Genomic DNA, 18,952 nt, shown 5'->3' with positions numbered 1-18,952 from the left:
CCGGGACGGCTCCCATTTGCGGGATGGCGGAATCGATCACAACCACAGCTTGCGTCGCGGCCGGAAAACCATCAGTATGCATGCCGGCTCATGGTCGATCTCAAGTTGAATGATGCCGCCGCGTCACGGCGTCATCGTCGGGATCGGCCCGACACATCCGCGCTTCACCCTGGAAAACCCATGACCCGCATCGACGCAGTCGACTGCCACGCGACCATTGCAATCATCGGCGCGGGCCCGGCGGGCCTGTCGACCGCATGGTTCCTGTCGAAGAACGGGTTTCACAACGTCACGGTGCTGGAGAAGCTCGGCCAGATCGGCGGGCTCTGCAAGAGTCTCACCGTCGACGGCATGAGCTATGACCTCGGCGCCAATTACGTCACCTGGGCCTACCAGGAGACGCTGGCGATCGCGGCGGAGGTCGGCGCCACCACCTATGCCGAAGAGCCCTATACCTCGATCGACATCGCGCCGGATGGCAACAGCTTCACCTACCGATCGCTCAGGGATGCCGTGCTCTACGATCCCTGCACCAAGTCCACGATCTCGGTGTGGACTTTCCTCTGGGCGGCGGTTCGATATCTTTATATTCGCTGGCAGCTGAGCGGCGTCATCGACGCGCCTGATTATCTCGACAAGATCCACGAGCGCCCCGAGCTCTGCGTCGACTTCAAGTTCTGGCTCGCAAAACAGGATTTGATGCCGCTCGCCACCCTGTTCCAGTTTCCGATCACGATCATGGGCTACGGCCAGCTCGACGACATCGCGACGCCCTATGCGCTGCGCTACATGTCGGTTCGGACGTTCTTTCCGATGGTGTTCGGCCTCGGCCCGGTCAACTGGATCATCGGGAGCTGGCCGCGGCGCTTCACCGACGGGTTTCAGCGGCTGTGGGAACGGGTGTCCTGGCGCTTCAACGTCCGGCTCAACGTCAACATCACCAAAATCGAGCGCACGGCGGCCGGCGTCCGGATCGACATGGAGTATCCCGAGCAGGATCTGAACGAGCTCAAGATCGTCAAGGACAGCAAGCTCTATGACTATCTGGTGCTCGCCTGTCCGTTGACGAAGGACGTGTTCGCGCAGCTCGGCCTTGCTCCCAATGCCGCGGAGCAGAAAGTGAATCACGAGATCACGTTCAATCCGTACTGCATGACGACGTTCTGGATCGACATGAAGATGGATGCGCCGGTCGCGCCGGTGCTGCCGCTCACCGCACAGGGTACGCCATGGGCCGTCGCGCGGCAGTTCCAGGACAGCGGCAACATGTTCACGCAGTTCTACACGCGCCCCAGGGACCAGCAGACCGGCGACGAGGTCATCGCGGAGGTCAAGCGACTGACCAAACTGCTCGGCGGCACGATCGACACCAGCCAGCCGCGCTGGCACACGTTCGACGAGTTCACCTATTTCCAGCACTTCACGCCGGACCAGATCAAGACCGGCATCTATGCCGACCTCGCCCGCATGCAGGGCGCCGACCGCACGTTCTACGTCGGCGGCGCCACCGACTTCGAGCTGGTCGAGCCGATCGTCGCCCATTCGAAATACATCGTCGAGAAGCACTTTGCCGGCGGCGTCCGCGCGAATTAGCGCGGCGGGGCGGTCATCAACCCATCGTCACCGCACGCCCGTGCCCTTGCAGCGCTGGCACTTCACCACCTTGTCGCCCTTCTTGAGCAGGCCTTTGCCCTCGCAGTTCTTGCATTTCTGCTTCTTCTTGATGTTCGGGCCTTTTTCACTGGTCATGGATGGCTCCTGCCGCGGGAGGGGGACGGGCGCCTTGTATAGGATATTGAACCCGCGAAAGCGGCAGAAATCATCAAGAGTGCTGTGCCGTAATCCCGGCGTTCGATCAGGGACGTCCGCGAATACTCGCGCTGGACGGGCCGCCGACCGTCTGGATCGGCTCACCGGCCGCGCGGTCCAGCGGTGGGTGCGGCCTGGCGAGTCCAACTGTTCCGGGAGCTGCGTCGTTGCTGACCGCAGGCATGTTGACGCGCTCCATCGTGATCGTGGCCACGATGGCAACGGCGAGGGCGATAGCACTCAAAACCAGGGTCATCCGATTCTGGTCTTCCATCGTCAGACCTCCGCGAAACGGCTCCGTAGCGCGGGGATAATGCCGGATCTGCGGTTTAGTTGCTCTCACCTCGTTCAGGCTGCGCCGGACACCACGCGTCGCCCCTCGTTTTCCGCGCGGCTGCCGCGTAGCCCGCAGGGCAGATGCTCGCCTTCAGGCCTCCAGCTTCTATTTCGCGCCCGAGAAAGCATCCGCGGCGTAGACGACCTTGCCGCCCACGACCGTCAGCAGCGACGCCGTGGCGCCGATTTGCTCGACGGGGGCGGACATGAAATCCCGATCGAGAATCGCGAAGTCGGCGAGCTTGCCGGTCTCTAACGTGCCGCGCCGGGTCTCGTCGAAGCAGAACCACGCGCTTCCCACGGTGTAGAGGCGCAAGGCATCTTCGCGGCTGGGTGTTTCGTCCGGGCCGCGCGTCGAGAGTCCGCCGACGGTCTTGCCGTCGAGCATCCATTGCAGCGCCACGAACGGATTGTAGGATGCGACCCGATGCGCATCCGTGCCGGCTCCGACATGGACGCCCGTGCGCAACGCCGTGACGATGGGTGGCATGCTGCGCGCGGCTTCGCCGGCCTGCGCCACGATACGGTCGCCGCCGAGATACATCGCGTCCTGCATGGTCCAGCCGACACCGAGGGCTTTCATGCGCGCCAGCGTTTGGGGCGAGGTGTTGTCGAGATGGGCGATGGACCAGCGCAGCGGCGCGAGCGGCGTCTCCTTGTTGACCTCGTCATAGAGGTCCAGGAGGTGATGGACGGATTTGTCTTCCTGCCAATGGATGGTGACGGTCAGCCCTTGCTTGGCCGCCCAGCGAATGATCTCGCGGAACTTGTCCTTGGCGGCCGCGTCGGGCGCGTTGTTGTTGTACATGGCGCCGGTGATGCGCTCGCCTAGTCCGTTGAACCGCAGCATGTCGTCGCCGAATCCCATCGGCAGGAACGGCGTGAGGTTCTTGTATTCCTCGAATTCCGCGCCGACATTCTGGGCGAACAGGCTGAAGGCAACGCGAACCGACAATGATTTGTCACGCCAGAGCTTTTGCAGGGCGGCATAGTGGCTGGGATAGATGCTGAAGCCGCCGGGATCCACGATCCCGGTCACGCCAAGACGATTGAGCTCCGTGAAGAACTGCCGGGTCCCGGCGACATTCTCATCGAAGTTCGGCCTCGGCAGTCGATCGAACAGTGCGGAGATGCTGACAATGGAGCCGTTGAGCCAGCCCGTGCCGTCGCCCGACGCGGCGGGTTCGGCCGTGATACCGGCCGGCAACTGATCCGCGGACATCCCGAGCGCTTGCTGCGCTTTCGGCGTCATCAGCACCGCCGAATAGAACAGCTGGATGTAAGCCGGATTGTCGGGAACGGCCGACATCACCTCGGCGAGCGTTGGCCGCCGCTTCTCCGCAAATTGCAAGTCGCTCCAGCCACCGGCCACGATGATCCAGGACGCCGGCCGCGCTTTGGCCGCCTGGCGCAAGCGTTCCATGGCCTCGGGAATCGTCTTCGCGCCGATCCAGTTGACCTCGGTTGCGTAGGTCAATCCGGCGCGCACGGCGTGAATATGCGAATCGATCAATCCCGGGATGATCGTGCGTCCACCTGCGTCAACGCGGCGCGTCGCGGGCCCGACCAGGCCTTCCACGGCATCGTTGCCGCCAATCGCGACGATCTTGCCGTCGCGGACGGCGAGAGCCTGCGCGATCGTCGACGCGGCATCCAGCGTCACGATTTTTGCGTTCGTGACAATCAGGTCGGCCTTTTGTGCGTGAACCAAGCTGGCCCAGCACGAGATCACCAGAATCGCCAGAAGCTTGCGCATGTTCAGTCCCGAAATGAGAGAGGCAGGAATGAGAGAGGCGGGTGCGACGCCACACATCCGGCGCTGGATGCGCTCGCGGACATCGCGTGTCGCAACGGGGAGTGTCGTGATCTTGACCACGTCTGGCACCAACAAAATCAGCCGGTCCACTGGAAAGTTCGGTAACGGCTCAAGCAATTGATGTTGCAGCCCGCCTTCGCCCGATGGGCTTCCGCGCGGCAGCCTCACTCGCTTTGCACCGAGCGGGGCGTCTCCCCTGCTAATCCCTTGTCAGCTTGCCGGATTGCGCGCCGTGACGATCCAGGTCGCTCTGTCGATCATCACCGAACGCTCGCCGGCGCGTCCCGCGAAGGCGGCACGAACCGCGGCCGAGGCGCGGGCGCGGATGTCGTCGGGCTGATCAGCGAGCGCGCGCGCTAGCGGGCCGACCTCGAACGTCATCTTCACCGCGTCGTCGACCGCCGCGTCCCGCGTCTCGCCCTCGCCAAACGGGATGGAAACATCGAAGGGCGCGATAGCGATATCGGTGAAGCCGGCCGCCATCAGGATGCGAACCACCCGCCCCCGGTCGCCGAACGAGAATGGGCCGGGCACTTCGGGATCGGGCGGCGCCGTCGGCGGGACGATGCCTTTGATCGCGTCCATCGGCAACCGCACCCAATCGTTCTCGGCCGCACCACGCCAGCAGACGAAAGCGACCCGCCCGCCCGGCTTGAGCGCACGGCGCATATGAGCGAACGCCGCCGTAGGATCGTCAAAGAACATCACCCCGAAACGCGAGAACAGGATGTCGAACGCGCCCTCGGGCAGCTCGGCTCTGCCAGCGTCGGCCACTCGGAACTGGACCGGCGTATCCGGTGGCGCAAGCGCGCGCGCTCGGCCGATCAGCGGTTCGGATATGTCTACGCCCAGCACATAGCCCCCCGCGCCGACGCGGGCGGCCAGAGCCAGACTCGACGCGCCCGCGCCGCAGCCGATGTCCAGCACGCGTTCGCCCGTGGCGGGCGCTGCGGCTTCGATCGCGGCCTGGCCGAACACCGCCACCCTGGCATCGAGCCGGGCCTGGTGGGCGACCCAGCGCTCCCCGCTTTGGCCATTCCAGTCGGCGACCTGATCGGCATTGTGCTTTGCCATGACATGTCCTTGTTCTGGCCCGGTCACTGGAAGCAGTGGCGACCGCCGGGGACTTCCGAGACGATGCAGTTCATCCGGCCTATAAGCGAAAGATTACGGCTTGCGCGCGTCTGCCTTCTGAAAGTCGTCCCGATGCGCGCGCACAAAGTCCTCGACCGACATCGGCGACACACCGGTCAGCAGGTTCACATCGTCCGAGGATCGGTCGTATCGGCCGTCCCGGTGCAGCAGTGCCATCGACTCCAAGTGCGCGACCACGTGTGCGGATGCGCCAAAGGATCGCAGGCTCTCCAGCCACGGTTCCAACGGAATGTTCATGTAGGTGATTGGACGCCCCAAGACTCTTGTGAAATCTTCGGCGACCTCGCGAAGAGTCTCCGCACGGGGACCGGTCAGTTCGTAAACCTTTCCAAGGTGAGACTCGGGATTCACCAACACCTCTGTCACGCACCGCGCAACATCGTGGGCGGCGATTGGCGACGTCTTTGCCTCTCCGAAGGGCAACATCAGCGCGTTCTGAGCGGTGATAGTCGGAACGGCAAATCGCCAGAAGAACGCGTCCATGAAGGCGGTGGGACGGATCGTGACCACCGGCAAGCCGCTCCACCGCAACACCTGCTCGGCCAGCCAGTGCTGCTTGTGCTGCGGGCTGCGCGCGGTCTCGCGGATGCTCATCTCCGAGACCGTCATCTGCGACATGTTGACGAATGCTTCGACGCCATGGTGCCGGGCAACCGCCGCCACGTTCGTCGTAGCCTCGAGATACTTCTCGCTGGCCGACATGCTGAAGTACAGGCGCTTGCAGCCATCCACGGCGCGGTGCACCGCGTCCAGGTCGAGCAGATCTCCGACGATCACCTCGGCACCAAGTGCCCTCAGCGATTCCGCCCGGCCGTCATCCTGCCGGACCATGGCGCGCACCTTCAGCCCGCGCTCCAGCAGAGACTTCGTCACGCTCGGTCCGATCGCTCCAACTTGGCCAGCGGCACCGGTGACAAGGATGGGATGGGAGTGTTTCATGTCAAGGTTTCTCCGCGAGACCAATAACGGCGCTCGTGCCGGTGACGAGAATGGTGTGACCGAACAACTTCACTGGCGAGTCGTGGACCTGATGTTGAATTGGTAGTGCCCGCGGACGTCGCGTCTCGGCTGTGCCGTTTCTGCTCGGCGCGACTCACGACGCCACCATGTCGGCGTGAATCGCCTCGACGACCGCGGCGGGGTGGGTCAGCGGGATCATGTGTGCAGCGCCGGGGACAACGACCGTGCGGGCGTCGAACGCTCCCGCGAGCAGACGGCTCACCGACCGCGGAGCGGCCGACGTCCGCTCGCCGACGAGCACCAAGGTCGGCACCGCGGTCGAGGTGAACTCGGCGAGCGTGGTCCGATCGGCTGCGCTGGCGGTCATCTCGAGCCTTAGCCGCGGTGCGAGCCGTGTAACCAGCGCACGCCCCTTCTCGCCCAGCGCGTTCCACGTGCCGGCGCCGCTCCAGTGCTCCACCAGCAGGCAGGCGGCCGCACCGTGATCCGGCCACGCGCGCATGAACCGATCGCAGAGGGTCTGCCCCTCGCGCAGGGCGTCTTCTTCCCCGAGCACGCGCAGCACGCTGACGACCACAGGATCGATCAACGTGAGCCGCGCCACGCGAGACCCGACGGCCAGCCGCAGGTGAAGTCCGAAAAATGCCCCGAGTGAGTGGGTGACGAGGTGGAACGCGCCGACGCCCTGCATGTCGAGCCAGCCGCGCAGGTGGGAAACCTCGTCCTTTGGCTGCCACGCCTCGCTCGGTGTCGGCGACCGTCCGTAGCCGAGCATGTCGGGTGCCAACGCCCTGGCGCCGCGCGCCTCCAGACCCGTGCGGACTGCGGCCCAGGAGTGGGAGCCGGTGGCGGAGCCATGGAGGAGCACAATGGGAAGGTCGTCGATCATCGGAGATCCTGATTTCGGGTAAAAGGGACTTTGATCTCAAACCAGCATCGACTGCTGGGCGAAGATACCCGCCATCGCGCCTTGCCATGATGCCGTGGTGACCGAGGGCAAGAAGGGCGTGGTGAGGTCGCCGGCGGCGTAGATGCCGGGCATGCTTGTTTGGCGGCGCTCGTCGACCTTGAGAACGATGCCGCCGGGCGTATCCACCGTGGCGAGGCCCAGTGATTCATGCAGGCTCGCGGACGGCTTGGTGCGCGGATGGGCGAACAGGATGTCGACTGCGACCTTGCGGCCGGTATCGAGATTGACGGTGGCGATATGCCCCTCGTGATGGGCGATCCCGGTGATCCGGCCATTGACGACAGGTATGTTGCGGCGCGCCAGATCGGCCTTAATATCAGGCGGAATGTCGCGACCATCGGCAAAGACAGTCAACTTGTCGGTCCAGTCGAGGAACAGCCTGGCCTGATTGTGCGACTGCGGGCCGGACCAGACGAGGCCCCAATGCTGGCCGGCGACTTCAAAGCCGTCGCAATAGGGGCAGGGCACGATTGACGTCCCCCAGCTTTCGGCAAAGCCCGGAACGTCAGGCATCTGGTCGGCGACGCCATAGCTCAGCATCAAGCGCCGCGCCCCAAGGCTTTCGCCATCGCCGGTGAGGACAGAGAAACCGTCGATGGCGCCGGAGACGCTGTCGGCCCGGGCACTGACCAGCTTGATCGTGGGATAACGCGCCAGCTGCTGTCGCGCCTCGGCCAAGATGTCCAGCGGCGCCTTGTGATCGTGGCCGAGCAGGCCATGCGAGTGGCCAGCGAAGCGGTTGCGCGGCAGGCCGGTATCGAGAACGGTGACCTTGCGGCGGGCACGGCCGAGCTGCAGGGCGCCGGCGAGACCGGCAAAGCTGCCGCCGATGATGATGACGTCATCCATGGTGATGGGCTCCGTGGGAGTACAGGTGGAAACCTGCCCAATGGCTTGCATATTTCAGACACTGCGTGGTATCGTAATTCAAGTATTAGAATACTGTCAAGTACTGGAATTGTGGTGACCGAAAACAGACAGGGACGGCGCGGGCGGCCCGCCAACGAGGCGCTTGGCCAAACGATCCTTGACGCCGCGCGCGAACTCTTTGTGGAATTGGGTTTTCAAGCGACGACCTTGGACAAGGTCGCCCAGCGGGCGAAGATATCCAAGCTCAGCATCTACAGACACTTCGAGAACAAGGAGGCGCTGTTCAGCGCGGCCATCGCGGCCGGCTGCCATCAGTTTACACAGGCCCTTTTTGAAGGCGTCGATGGTTCGGCCGAAGATCAGCTCATGGCGGTGGGATCATCCCTGCTTCGCACGCTGTTGAGATCAGATGTCCGCAATGTCGAAGCCATGATCATGGCCGACACGACCAATCAAAAGTCGTTAAGCAAGCTCCATTACGAAACCCGCCCCGCGCATGTCATCGCCCAAATCGAGGCCCTGTTGCGTCAGTTGCACGCGAAGGCGCTTCTGAATGTGCCCGATCCTCTCCGGTCCGCCCGCTTGTTTGCCGCGCTTTTCAAAGGATCCGATCTCCTGATGATCGCACGCTTCGATCAGGCGAGAGCAGAGGACGACGACGAAATCGAATCCTATTGCCGGTCGGCCGTCGCCATGTTCATTGCCGCGCACGGTGGCAACGACCACGTGGGCGGATATTTGCCTGCCCCAAGGTCAAAAGACGAAATTTGAATCGTGCGTGACCGATGTCGTCAAAATAACCATTGAGCTACAGGCCCCGCCGCGAGACGGCCATTTTGGCAGCGGCGGGCAACGCTGCGCGGTTCGTTTACAGGGATGGAGGTATTAGGGTGACGGTGCATTTAACTCGCCGGACGCCTATTAAAGCGGAAGCGCATCATTGAGTGCACGGTCATCCTAGTTCCGCGATATCGATCAAGTTGGACCTGTCACGCCCAGGCGCGCCTTGCGCCACATCGATCACGTGGCGATCCGATCCTACGGTGATCACCACAGTATAGCTCTTTTGCGCGCCGGCCTGATCAGTGGGCGGCGCGAGGTGTAGTTGGCCTCCGTACCATTCGCCGGGCAAGAGCGTGTTGTCCTTGATCACCGCTTGCTCGAGCACGGCCATGTTGCGTTGACCTGCTTCAATCGTCCCGGAAATCATCGCGTCATTTTGTGCGGCCGCGTTGCCTTGCGCGATCGCCGCGGCTGTCGGGCTGTAGAATGAGCCGGTCCGGCCACTTGGGGTCGTATAGGTGCCATGTCCTGCTCGCGATGCGCCGTAGGCGTTGGCGCCGGCGGCGACCCCGGTCAGAAGCGCAGCCGCGACCTGCCGGTTCTTCTCCTCTTGAACAAGCATCTCGTATGTCACGATCTTCATTTCGAAGTCGGACCCCGCGGCGTGCTGGACGGCTTCAACTTGCCCGACTCGAAACTCGACCGGTTGACGGCCGAGATTGTTGATGCCGACCACGAACACGGGCCGGCCGTTCGCTTGGAGCTGTCGGGATGCCGGCCGAACGAGGACCAGGGAGCTCTTTTGCCGCGAGACGAGAGCAGGCTGCCCATCCCTCATGAGAGCTTGTTGCTGTGGATTAGAAGCTTTGAACGAGACCGTTTCGCCCGCCGTCATGCAGCCGGTGAGCGCGGCGCAAGCCGCCACCAAGACTAAAATACGCACGCTGAATTCCCCCGCCGAAAGAGTCGATGCAAGCGCAACCATTGAGCGAGGGCAAGGACAGTTTACGCGCGCAGGCCCGCGGTCCTCGATCAAAAAGTCTAAGAGGCACCGGCTTGCCTAGCCGAAGCTCGCGAAGCGAGCGAAGGCTGGTGGGCCCGGCAGGACTCGAACCTGCAACCAGACCGTTATGAGCGGCCGGCTCTAACCATTGAGCTACAGGCCCCGCCGCGAGACGGCCGCGAAAGCTGCGGCCGGCAACGGTGCGCGGTTCGTTTACAGGGACGGAGGCGGGGGTGCAATGCTGGGTCTGGCGGATGGAAACGCCGGCGCGCAAGGCCTGATATTTTTGAAAACCCGAATTCTGCGATGATGCCCTTATAATCCTGTTTTGCCCGACGGAGCAAGCCCTCCCTCGCCGAGCCTTCGCCCCGCCCTCTGGCAATCGCGCCAGCGGGGGCTCGTTTTTTTGATTCCGTAACCCCTTGTGATCGCTTGCTCTTTCTACTGTGCATGGGGTTGTTTTCGCACATTTTGTTGGGAGGGGTCTTCCGATCCCCTCCGATGTCGCGTTGGCAGCGCTGGCGCGCGGCAGTTCCAGAGGCCTAGTCCACCGAGACCCCGGCGAACTCCACCACCTTGCGCCACTTCTCGGTCTCGTCGGTGACCAGCTTGCCGAACTCGGCCGGCGTCATCGGCTTGGGGATGCCGCCGGTTTCAGTAAGGCGCGCGACCAGCTTCGGGTCCTTCAGCGCCTCGTTGACGGCCTTGTTGAGGATCTCGATCACATCAGGCGGCGTGCCCTTCGGTGCGGAGATGCCGTAGAAGCCGACCGATTCGAAGCCGGGCAACGTCTCTGCGATCGCGGGCACGTCGGGTACGCTCGGCCAACGCTGCGGCGAGGTGACGCCGAGCGCGCGGACGTTGCCGCCCTTGGCCTGCTCCATCGCGGAAGGGAGGTTGTCGAAGATCAGCTGCACCTTGTTGGAGATGATGTCGGGGAAGGCGATCGCAGATCCCCGATAGGGCACGTGCACCATGTCGCACTTGGTCATCACCTTGAACAGCTCCGCCGACATGTGCACCGAGGTGCCGTTGCCGGACGAGGCAAAGGAGATCTTGCCAGGGTTGGCCTTGCAGTAGTCGATGAACTCCTGAACCGTCTTCGCCGGAAACGCGTTGGAGACGACCAGCATGTTGGTGAGCTGCATGATGCTGGCGACCGGCACGGTGTCTCGCAGGAAGTCGAACGGCAGCTTCTTGTAGAGCGAGGTCGAGATCGCGTTGTTGGGCGCGACGAACAGCAGCGTGTAGCCGTCCGGCGGCGAGGCGATCGCGGCGCCCGCCGCGATGTTGCCGCCGGAGCCGGCCTTGTTCTCGACGATGAATTGCTGGCCGAAGCGGTCCGACAGCCAGTTCGCCATGATCCGCGCCACGATGTCGACCGGGCCGCCGGCGGAGAAGCCGATCATCCAGTGCACGGGACGGTCGGGATAAGCGGCAGCGGCGGGAGGTGCGGCGCCCAACAGCGTTGAAAGGAAAACCAGCCCGAAAACACTGTTACGCAAAATTCGCAACATGACGCCTCCCATTGTTCTATTGTCGTTGGACTGCATGCTTTCACAAAATCGGGGCGCTGCCTACATCGCCGCAAGTCGATGTTGACGCGCCCCCGCCGGGACCGACCATGAGATTCGCGATCACCCTTGTTCTCGGCGCGGTGCTGCTTTCAAGCCCCGCCGCCGCTCAAACCGGAGGCAACGCCATTCCGACCTCGACACCCAGCCTGACGATCAGCTTGGGCACCGCGACGCCCGGCGGCGGCTTTCCGCTCTATGGCAACGCTTTTGCCCAAGCGATGAACGCGGCCGATCCGCAAGTCACCATTGCCCCGCGCAACACCAAAGGCAGCAACGAGAACATTCCGCTCTTGGAGAAGGGCGAGCTCGATCTCGCTCTGGTCGCGGGCGAGCCGGCATATGAAGCCTTCGCCGGCATCGGCCGCGCGCCGGTACGGTTGAAGATCCTTACCGCGATCTATTCCAACCCCGGCATGTTCGTGGTGCGCGCGGACAGTCCCTACAAGACCATCCGCGATCTCGTCGGTCAGCCCGTCGCATTCGGCGCCAAGGGCTCCGGCCTGCCGATCCTGGCGCGCTACGTGCTCGATGGGCTCGGGTTGAAGCAGGACGAGGACTTCAAGGCGATCTATCTCGACCGCGCCGGCGACGGCCCCGCGATGGTCGAGGACGGCCGCGTCGCTGCACTCTGGGGCGCCGGCATCGGCTGGCCCGGTTTTGCGGCGGTGGCCTCGAGCGTATCAGGTGCGCGCTTCATCGCGCCCAGTGCCGAGGAGATCGCCCGCATCCGCGCCAAGCACGCGTTCCTCAAGCCGCTCACCGTGCCGGCCGGCAGCTACCCGAAACAATCCGAGCCGATCGCCTCGCTGGGGTCCTGGAGCTTTGTGCTGACGCGCGAAGATTTGCCCGACGATGTCGCCTATCGTCTCGCGAAGACGCTTCACGGTGTCGAGCCGACATTCTGCAAGCAGCTCGCGCAGGCCTGCGAGACCACGGCCGCAAACACGGTCGCCGCCGCGCCGAAGCCCGAGCTGATCCATCCCGGCGTGATGAAGTATTTTCGCGAGATCGGGGTGGTGAATTAGCGAATGGCGAATTGCGAGTAGCGAATGGAGTCTGCCCTATTCGCTACTCGCTACTCCCCATTCGCCAATCTCACTTCTTCACCATCGCACACGCCGGGTCCGGCGGGCCGAACGCCTTGTCGCCCGAGATCGTCGTGAGGATCTTGTAATAGTCCCACGGATATTTGCTCTCCTCCGGCGTCTTCACCTGCACCAGCCAGAGGTCGTGCACCATCAGATTGTCCTCACGCAGTTTGCCGTTGCGGGCGAAGAAATCCTCGATCGGCTTTTCCCGCATCTTGGCTGCGACCTTGAGCGGATCGTCGGTGCCGGTCTCCTTGATGGCGTTGAGATAGTGCATCACGCTCGAATAGACGCCGGCCTGCCACATCGACGGCATCTTGTTCATCTTGGCGAAATAGCGCTTCGACCATTCGCGGGTCTTGTCGTCCAGGTCCCAATAGAACGAGGTCGTCAGCAACAGCCCTTGGGCCGCCTGCAGGCCGAGGCCATGGATGTCGGTGATCAGCGCCAGCAGCGCCGCCATCTGCTGGCCGCCCTTGAACACGCCGAACTCGGAGCCGGTCTTGATCTCGTTCATGTTGTTGGGCGGACCCGCCGCGATGCCGATGATCTTGGCCTTGGAGGACTGCGCCTGCAGCACGAACGAGGAGAGGTCGGGCGTTGCCAGGGGCGGCTTCACCGAGCCCAGCACCTTGCCGCCATTGGCGGTCACCACCGCCGAGGCGTCGCGCTCCAGCGAATGGCCGAAGGCATAGTCGTCGGTGATGAAGAACCAGCTGTCGCCGCCGCGCTTGACCACGGCGTCCGCGGTGCCGACCGCGAGCGCGCGGGTGTCGAACACCCACTGGATCGCATAGGGCGAGCAGAACTTGCCGTGGAAATCCGCGGTGCCGGTGGAGTGGGTGATGAACAGCCGCTTCTTCTCGTTGGCCATGTTCTGCACCGCGAGCCCGACCGCGGAGACCGGCACGTCGACGATCAGATCGACCTGGTCGACGTCGTACCAGCGCCGCGCAATCGCGCCGCCGATGTCGGCCTTGAGCTGGTGGTCGCCGACGACGATGCTGATCGGCTTGCCGAGCACGGTGCCGCCGAAATCGTCGATCGCCATCTGCGCCGCCGTCACCGAGCCCTGGCCGGTCGGCGCCGAGGCCGGACCGTTCATGTCGGTGAGCACGCCGATCTTGACGACGTCGTCGGACACCTGCGCCATCGCAGCGCCCGGCATCAGCGCCGCCAGGAACGTTGCTGCAAAGCCGGCAGCAACCGGCAGTCCAAATCTTGTTGGCTTCATGCTTGTCCTCCCCTGATCCGGCGCGTTGGCCGGTGTGCCCTCCGGGTATGGCCCGGCTGAATTGGTTTCTTTTGCAACTATTTGGGGGCGGGCGTCAACGTCAGGCGGCGAAGCGGATTTGTCCGGCCGGGGAGGGATCGTAGCCGGTCAGCTCCTCGGCGCGCTGGAGCAACCGCTTTTCGCTGAGGAACCGGATCAGGCCCTGCATGGCGGGGCGGAAATAGCTGCGCTGCCGCATCGCGAGGTCGAAGTTCTCCCAGACCAGCGGCACGAAATCAAGGCCGGCCGAGCGCGCGGACGCACGCGTCGCGATGCCGCAATCGGCCTGTCCCGCGCGGACGATGTCGGCGAGATCCGGCCCGGTCAGGGCGGGCGTCTCGATCCGGCGCAAATCGCGCGTCGAGGCGCCGGCGCGCTTCAGCAGCACATCGAGCAGCATCTGCGCGCCCGTGCCCTGTTGGCGCATCGCCACCTTGGCCCCGAGCGCGAGCACGTCGGAAAGGCCGCGCAGCCGCTTGGGATTGCCCGGTGGCAGCACGAGACCCTGCTCGCGACGCACGAACGCGACCAGCAATGCATCATGCAGGTCCGGAGCGTCACGCAGGACCGTCGCATTGGCGTCGGCGGCGAGATTGCCGTCTGCATCGAGGCTGTGGAAGTGCACGGCCACGGCCATCACCTCGTCGCGCTGCAAGCGCTCGAGCCCGCGCGCGCTGCCCTCGCTCATCGATCCCAGGCCCGAGCCGGATTCGCGCAGACCCCAATCCAGCAGCTCGTCCTGGCTGCCGCCGACGACCGGCGGCGGCTCAGCGATCAGCATGCCGGCCGGACGCGCCAGTCCGGACAGCACCCAGAGGTCGAGCTCGTGCCGCGGGAAGAGCCACTTTCCGGTCACCTTGGTGCATGGGATCGCGCCGGTGGTGACGAGTTCGTAAAGCTTGCGTTCGCCGAGCCGAAGATAGTCGGCGGCTTCGCTGGTCGTCAGGAATTCCATCCTGCATTCCTATGCAAATTCTTGCTTCTTTTTGGAGTTCGACGCAGGTGGAATTCTGCATTTCCAGTTTTGTCCGCCACGACCATGCCCGATCATCTCGCTGCTTTGCAACACATCCCACGCGCGATCTCTGCTTTGGTGAACGATCCTGAATCGCTCGCGCGGAACGGATCTTGCGGCTGTCGCGCGCAACAGCAATCGGCGTGCCGCTCCGCGCGTTGCCGAGATTTCCCGAGTCGTCGGCGCCCGACGCGAAGGGTAAAGTCTGTCGCCGGTAGTGGTTTGACCCGCGCTCTATCTGTTGTTGTCCGCATCCAACGCTGCAACGAGCAAACGCGTCACGAGTGCGGCGCAATCGATCATCATCATGAGCGCGTCATAGCCAGTGGGAACCCGATCATGGCCGTCCGCCGCCTCTCCGTTGCACTCGCACTTCTCTGCGGCCTTGCCGCGGGCGTTGCGGCGTCATCCGCGGAGGACCGCGCCATCGTGCTCGCCACGACCACAGCGACGCAGGAGTCCGGCCTGCTCGATTACCTGCTGCCGATCTTCCGTGACAAGACCGGCATCGACGTGACCGTGATCGCGCGGCGCGCCGACGAGGTGCTCGAGGGGCCGCGAAGGGGCGAAGTCGACGTCGTGCTGATGCATGCGCGGCCGCAGGAGGAGAAATTCGTCGCCGACGGGTTTGCCGCGAAGCGCTTCGACGTGATGTACAACGACTATGTGCTGATCGGGCCGAAGAGCGATCCGGCCGGCGTCAAGGGCAAGGACATCGCGACCGCGCTGAAGGCGATCGAAGCCAAGGGCGCGCCGTTCGTGACGCGCGGCGACCGCTCGGGCACGCATGCCGCGGAGCTCGCGCTCTGGATCGTCGCCGGCATCGACATCGCCCGCACCAAGGGCGCCTGGTATCGCGAAGCCAAGCAGGACATGGCTTCCGCCCTCGACGCAGCGCGCACGGCGAACGCCTATGTGCTGTCCGACCGCGGCAGCTGGATCGCTTTTCGGGATCGCGGCGATCTCGACATCGTGGTCGAAGGCGACAAGCGGCTGCTCAATCAGTACGGCGTGATGCTGGTGAACCCTTTGAAGTTTCCGAACGTGAAGAAGGAGCTGGGGCAAGACTTCGTCGACTGGCTGATCTCGCCCGGCGGGCAGGCGGCGATCGCCGGATACAAGGTCGACGGACAGCAGCTGTTCTTCCCCAACGCGGACAAATCGGGCGGCTGACGTTCGTATCGCCAGCGATTGCCAAACCGTGCGATGCATGGTCCATCATGGCGCATGACCCAGCGCCTGCCGCCATCGCTGACGCCGCTCGACACCGCGCTCGCCGCGTTGCTGACAGGGCTTGATCCGCTCGCGCCGATGGAGTTGCAGCTGATTGAAGCGGCCGGCTGCATCGCGGCGGGCAATCCGCTGCTCCCAGCCCGACCGTCTCGTGACGTCGCTGCCGCGGACGGCTGGGCATTGTGCGCCAATGATCTGGTCGGCGCGTCCTCCTATTCACCGCTGCCTCTCGGAACAGCGCCGGCCTGGGTCGATGCCGGCGACGCAATGCCCGCGGGATGCGACTGCGTGCTCGATGCCGACGCGGTCGAGGTGTCTGGTCCGCTCGCCCAGGTGTTGGCGGAGGGCGTGCCGGGGCAGGGCGTCCGGCGCGCGGGAAGTGACATCGACGGACGCACGCCTGCCGCGGCAGAGGGGAATGCGCTTGGTCCTGCCGCTCTGTTGCTCGCGCGTGCCGCCGGACTGGACCGGCTGAGCGTGCGCCGTCCGCGACTGCGCATTGTCAATGTACCAGCTGCAACGGCGACCATGCATCTGATTGCGGACATCGCACGCGCCGCAGGACTGGATGTGCAAACGAGCGAGGCCGGTGCGCGCGACGCGGAATCGATCGCGGAAGCGTTCGGGGCGCCCACCTGCGATCTCCTGCTGACGATCGGCGGCAGCGGTGTCGGTCGCAAGGATGCAGCGGTCACCGCTCTGGCCCAGCATGGTGACGTGCTCGCCCATGGTCTTGCGCTCCAGCCCGGACGCTCCGCCGCGATCGGGCGGCTCGGAACGATTCCTGTCGTCGGCTTGCCCGGATCACCGGATCACGCGCTCGCGGTCTGGCTCGCGCTCGTGCTGCCGCTCGTCGACCTTCTGTCGGCTCGGCTGCCACGCCGACAGGTAACCTTGCCGCTCGCGCGAAAAATTGCATCCAGCGTCGGCATCGCCGAAATGGTCCTGCTGGCCGAGGAACATCATGCGTGGGTGCCACTTGCGGTAGGAGAATGGCCGCTCCAGGCAATTGCCCGCGCGGATGCATGGCTGCTTGTTCCCGCCAGTCACGAGGGATTTGCAGCGGGCGCGCCGGTCGATGCCTATCTGATGTGGGAATGATATGGGTTTAGCATGACCATGATCCCGCAATCGCAAGTCCGCAGCGCGCTCGAACAGGAACAGTTCCTCAAAATCCTTTCCCGCGAGGAGGCCATGGCTCGCTTCGAGGGCGCGCTGTTCCCGCGCGCGCTTCTGAGTGAAATGCGCAAACTCGGTGCTGCGCTCGGTGCGTCGCTCGCTGAAGACATCACTGCGCCAATCGACGTACCGCCGTTCGACCGTTCCAATGTCGACGGCTTCGCGGTGCGCTCAGCGGACCTTGCGACAGCCGGCGAAGGCGCGGCGGTTCGCCTTGGATTGAATGGCGAGACTATTCACTGCGGCACCGTACCGGCGCTGCAAGTCGCTGCGGGAACGGCAACGCCGATTGCCACCGGCGGTCCGCTGCCGCGCGGTGCCGATGCCGTGGTCATGGTCGAGCATACTCAGCCGGCGGGATCCGGTGCGATCGACGTCCGGCGCGCGACCTCGCCCGGGCAATTCATATCCTACGCAGGGTCCGATATCGCGCGCGGCGAGGCGCTGCTGCGCGCCGGCACGATCATCGGCTCGCGCGAGGTCGGCATGCTGGCGGCCTGCGGCCTTGCCGAGGTGCGCGTCGTGCGCAAACCTCGTGTTGCCGTGATCTCCACCGGCGATGAACTGGTTCAGCCGGGCGAGGTGCTCGCGCCTGCTGCGATCTACGACACCAACGGCGCGATCGTCACTGCTGCGATCGACGAGAACGGCGGAGAGGCGGTTTTCCTCGGCGCCATTCCCGACGACGAAGCCCAGCTCGAAGCCGCCATGCGGCGTGCGCTGGCGGACGCTGACATGCTGGTGCTCTCCGGCGGCACGTCGAAAGGCGCCGGCGATCTTTCCCATCGCATCATCGGCCGGCTCGGCAAGCCCGGCATCATCGCGCATGGCATTGCGCTCAAGCCCGGCAAGCCGCTGTGCCTTGCGGTGTGCGACGGCAAGCCGGTCGTGATCCTGCCGGGTTTTCCGACCTCGGCGATGTTCACCTTTCACGACATGATCGTGCCGGTGCTGCGCAAAATGGCCGGACTGCCGCCGCGTTCTGATGCCAGGGTGAGCGCGACTGTGCCGGTGCGCATTGCTTCCGAGCTCGGCCGCACAGAATTCGTCATGGTCTCGCTGGTAGATGGCAAGGACGGCTTGATCGCCTATCCCTCCGGCAAGGGGTCCGGTGCGATCACGTCGTTCGCGCAGGCCGACGGCTTTCTGCGCATCGACGCGCTCGCCGACCAGATGCCGGCCGGGAGCGAAGCCGAAGTGACGCTTTTCACGCCGCATGTGCGGGTGCCCGATCTCGTGATCGTCGGCAGCCATTGCACCGGCCTCGATCTCGTCACGGCGCAACTCGCGCATGCCGGCCTGACCGTGCGCTCGATCGCGGTCGGCAGTCTCGGCGGACTTGCGGCGGCACGGCGCGGCGAATGCGATCTGGCGCCGATCCATCTGTTCGACGACAAGAGCGAGACTTACAATACGCCTTACCTCGTCGAAGGGCTCGAGCTCGTGCCAGGCTGGCGGCGGATGCAGGGCATCGTGTTTCGCAAGGGCGACAAGCGTTTCGAAGGCCACAGCGCGAAGGACGCCGTCGTCGCGGCGCTCGCTGATTCCTCCTGCATCATGGTCAACCGCAACCAGGGCGCCGGCACGCGCATCCTGATCGAGCGGTTGCTCGGTGGCGCGCGCCCGGAAGGCTACTGGAACCAGCCACGCTCGCACAACGCGGTGGCCGCGGCGGTCGCACAGCACCGCGTCGACTGGGGCGTGACCATTGCGCCGGTCGCCCATGCGGTCGGCCTCGGTTTCATTCCGCTCGCGGAGGAACATTATGACTTCGCGTTGGTGACGGCGCGCAAGCAGCGTCCTGCGGTACAGGCCTTTCTCGCCGCACTCGGTTCGGACGAAGCGCGCGCCGCGCTGGAGCGGGCCGGATTCCGGCCGGCGTAGA

At 64.5% G+C, this 18,952-nt stretch carries 17 protein-coding genes and 1 tRNA gene; 6 read left to right on the top strand and 12 right to left on the bottom strand.

The window, feature by feature from the left end:
• The first annotated feature begins 180 nt into the window (after positions 1-180).
• Positions 181-1,593 (top strand): NAD(P)/FAD-dependent oxidoreductase, encoded by a 1,413-nt coding sequence (locus IVB40_RS28805; RefSeq protein WP_247817042.1) that lies wholly within the window; start codon positions 181-183, stop codon positions 1,591-1,593.
• Positions 1,594-1,620: 27 nt separating this feature from the next.
• On the opposite strand, the gene IVB40_RS35825 is transcribed toward IVB40_RS28805, so the two are convergent.
• The 7 genes from IVB40_RS35825 to IVB40_RS28775 all read right to left on the bottom strand — a co-directional run bounded on the left by IVB40_RS35825 (position 1,621) and on the right by IVB40_RS28775 (position 7,895).
• Complete coding sequence (locus IVB40_RS35825; protein ID WP_007600646.1) at positions 1,621-1,749, bottom strand: hypothetical protein; 129 nt, start codon at positions 1,747-1,749, stop codon at positions 1,621-1,623.
• 106 nt (positions 1,750-1,855) lie between these two features.
• Positions 1,856-2,083: a hypothetical protein gene (locus IVB40_RS28800; protein ID WP_247817041.1), complete on the bottom strand. Its 228-nt coding sequence runs from the start codon at positions 2,081-2,083 to the stop codon at positions 1,856-1,858.
• A gap of 168 nt (positions 2,084-2,251) precedes the next feature.
• The gene (locus IVB40_RS28795; RefSeq protein ID WP_247817040.1) at positions 2,252-3,901 is read right to left on the bottom strand and encodes an amidohydrolase; all 1,650 of its coding nucleotides are present in this window, start codon (positions 3,899-3,901) and stop codon (positions 2,252-2,254) included.
• 270 nt (positions 3,902-4,171) lie between these two features.
• A complete protein-coding gene (locus IVB40_RS28790; protein WP_247817039.1) occupies positions 4,172-5,035 on the bottom strand; it encodes a class I SAM-dependent methyltransferase in 864 nt (287 codons plus the stop codon).
• 93 nt (positions 5,036-5,128) lie between these two features.
• Positions 5,129-6,055: an NmrA family NAD(P)-binding protein gene (locus tag IVB40_RS28785; RefSeq protein WP_247817038.1), complete on the bottom strand. Its 927-nt coding sequence runs from the start codon at positions 6,053-6,055 to the stop codon at positions 5,129-5,131.
• 154 nt (positions 6,056-6,209) lie between these two features.
• Positions 6,210-6,965 (bottom strand): alpha/beta hydrolase, encoded by a 756-nt coding sequence (locus tag IVB40_RS28780; RefSeq protein ID WP_247817037.1) that lies wholly within the window; start codon positions 6,963-6,965, stop codon positions 6,210-6,212.
• A gap of 36 nt (positions 6,966-7,001) precedes the next feature.
• Positions 7,002-7,895, bottom strand: coding sequence for an NAD(P)/FAD-dependent oxidoreductase (locus IVB40_RS28775; RefSeq protein WP_247817036.1), 894 nt, complete (start codon positions 7,893-7,895; stop codon positions 7,002-7,004).
• Positions 7,896-8,009: 114 nt separating this feature from the next.
• On the opposite strand from IVB40_RS28775, the gene IVB40_RS28770 reads away from it, so the two are divergent.
• A complete protein-coding gene (locus IVB40_RS28770; protein WP_247817035.1) occupies positions 8,010-8,687 on the top strand; it encodes a TetR/AcrR family transcriptional regulator in 678 nt (225 codons plus the stop codon).
• A gap of 181 nt (positions 8,688-8,868) precedes the next feature.
• Here IVB40_RS28770 and IVB40_RS28765 read toward each other — a convergent pair whose 3' ends face one another.
• The 3 genes from IVB40_RS28765 to IVB40_RS28755 form a co-directional block, all read right to left on the bottom strand.
• A complete protein-coding gene (locus tag IVB40_RS28765) occupies positions 8,869-9,642 on the bottom strand; it encodes a hypothetical protein (RefSeq protein ID WP_247817034.1) in 774 nt (257 codons plus the stop codon).
• 147 nt (positions 9,643-9,789) lie between these two features.
• Positions 9,790-9,865, bottom strand: a tRNA-Ile gene (locus tag IVB40_RS28760).
• Positions 9,866-10,244: 379 nt separating this feature from the next.
• Positions 10,245-11,219: a tripartite tricarboxylate transporter substrate binding protein gene (locus tag IVB40_RS28755; protein ID WP_247817033.1), complete on the bottom strand. Its 975-nt coding sequence runs from the start codon at positions 11,217-11,219 to the stop codon at positions 10,245-10,247.
• Between the two features lie 107 nt (positions 11,220-11,326).
• Here IVB40_RS28755 and IVB40_RS28750 point away from each other — a divergent pair, with 107 nt between their 5' ends.
• Complete coding sequence (locus IVB40_RS28750) at positions 11,327-12,304, top strand: TAXI family TRAP transporter solute-binding subunit (RefSeq protein ID WP_247817032.1); 978 nt, start codon at positions 11,327-11,329, stop codon at positions 12,302-12,304.
• 70 nt (positions 12,305-12,374) lie between these two features.
• Here the strand turns inward: IVB40_RS28750 and IVB40_RS28745 are convergent, their stop codons facing one another.
• Entirely contained in the window at positions 12,375-13,601 is a 1,227-nt protein-coding gene (locus IVB40_RS28745) for an ABC transporter substrate-binding protein (RefSeq protein WP_027567841.1), read from the bottom strand.
• Positions 13,602-13,701: 100 nt separating this feature from the next.
• Complete coding sequence (locus IVB40_RS28740; protein ID WP_247817031.1) at positions 13,702-14,595, bottom strand: helix-turn-helix transcriptional regulator; 894 nt, start codon at positions 14,593-14,595, stop codon at positions 13,702-13,704.
• A gap of 399 nt (positions 14,596-14,994) precedes the next feature.
• Between IVB40_RS28740 and IVB40_RS28735 the strand changes: the two genes are divergently transcribed.
• From IVB40_RS28735 to IVB40_RS28725, 3 genes are read left to right on the top strand one after another with little or no spacing between them, the layout of a single operon-like run.
• Positions 14,995-15,828 (top strand): substrate-binding domain-containing protein, encoded by an 834-nt coding sequence (locus tag IVB40_RS28735; protein ID WP_247817030.1) that lies wholly within the window; start codon positions 14,995-14,997, stop codon positions 15,826-15,828.
• Positions 15,829-15,882: 54 nt separating this feature from the next.
• On the top strand, positions 15,883-16,989 hold the full coding sequence (locus tag IVB40_RS28730) for a molybdopterin-binding protein (RefSeq protein ID WP_247817029.1): 1,107 nt from the start codon (positions 15,883-15,885) through the stop codon (positions 16,987-16,989).
• A gap of 12 nt (positions 16,990-17,001) precedes the next feature.
• Positions 17,002-18,951: a molybdopterin biosynthesis protein gene (locus IVB40_RS28725; protein ID WP_247817028.1), complete on the top strand. Its 1,950-nt coding sequence runs from the start codon at positions 17,002-17,004 to the stop codon at positions 18,949-18,951.
• The last annotated feature ends 1 nt before the right edge of the window (position 18,952 follow it).

Source organism: Bradyrhizobium sp. 40 (genome assembly GCF_023100925.1).
GTDB lineage: Bacteria > Pseudomonadota > Alphaproteobacteria > Rhizobiales > Xanthobacteraceae > Bradyrhizobium.
The sequence above is the reverse complement of the archived record's forward strand: the minus strand, read 5'-3'. Positions and strand labels throughout refer to the sequence as shown.

What these genes read in the sequence shown, in the direction of transcription:
- IVB40_RS28805 (WP_247817042.1), top strand. Translation starts at nt 181, where the DNA reads ATGACCCGCATCGACGCAGTCGACTGCCACGCGACCATTGCAATCATC.
- IVB40_RS35825 (WP_007600646.1), bottom strand. Translation starts at nt 1,749, where the DNA reads ATGACCAGTGAAAAAGGCCCGAACATCAAGAAGAAGCAGAAATGCAAG.
- IVB40_RS28800 (WP_247817041.1), bottom strand. Translation starts at nt 2,083, where the DNA reads ATGGAAGACCAGAATCGGATGACCCTGGTTTTGAGTGCTATCGCCCTC.
- IVB40_RS28795 (WP_247817040.1), bottom strand. Translation starts at nt 3,901, where the DNA reads ATGCGCAAGCTTCTGGCGATTCTGGTGATCTCGTGCTGGGCCAGCTTG.
- IVB40_RS28790 (WP_247817039.1), bottom strand. Translation starts at nt 5,035, where the DNA reads ATGGCAAAGCACAATGCCGATCAGGTCGCCGACTGGAATGGCCAAAGC.
- IVB40_RS28785 (WP_247817038.1), bottom strand. Translation starts at nt 6,055, where the DNA reads ATGAAACACTCCCATCCCATCCTTGTCACCGGTGCCGCTGGCCAAGTT.
- IVB40_RS28780 (WP_247817037.1), bottom strand. Translation starts at nt 6,965, where the DNA reads ATGATCGACGACCTTCCCATTGTGCTCCTCCATGGCTCCGCCACCGGC.
- IVB40_RS28775 (WP_247817036.1), bottom strand. Translation starts at nt 7,895, where the DNA reads ATGGATGACGTCATCATCATCGGCGGCAGCTTTGCCGGTCTCGCCGGC.
- IVB40_RS28755 (WP_247817033.1), bottom strand. Translation starts at nt 11,219, where the DNA reads ATGTTGCGAATTTTGCGTAACAGTGTTTTCGGGCTGGTTTTCCTTTCA.
- IVB40_RS28750 (WP_247817032.1), top strand. Translation starts at nt 11,327, where the DNA reads ATGAGATTCGCGATCACCCTTGTTCTCGGCGCGGTGCTGCTTTCAAGC.
- IVB40_RS28745 (WP_027567841.1), bottom strand. Translation starts at nt 13,601, where the DNA reads ATGAAGCCAACAAGATTTGGACTGCCGGTTGCTGCCGGCTTTGCAGCA.
- IVB40_RS28740 (WP_247817031.1), bottom strand. Translation starts at nt 14,595, where the DNA reads ATGGAATTCCTGACGACCAGCGAAGCCGCCGACTATCTTCGGCTCGGC.
- IVB40_RS28735 (WP_247817030.1), top strand. Translation starts at nt 14,995, where the DNA reads ATGGCCGTCCGCCGCCTCTCCGTTGCACTCGCACTTCTCTGCGGCCTT.
- IVB40_RS28730 (WP_247817029.1), top strand. Translation starts at nt 15,883, where the DNA reads ATGACCCAGCGCCTGCCGCCATCGCTGACGCCGCTCGACACCGCGCTC.
- IVB40_RS28725 (WP_247817028.1), top strand. Translation starts at nt 17,002, where the DNA reads ATGACCATGATCCCGCAATCGCAAGTCCGCAGCGCGCTCGAACAGGAA.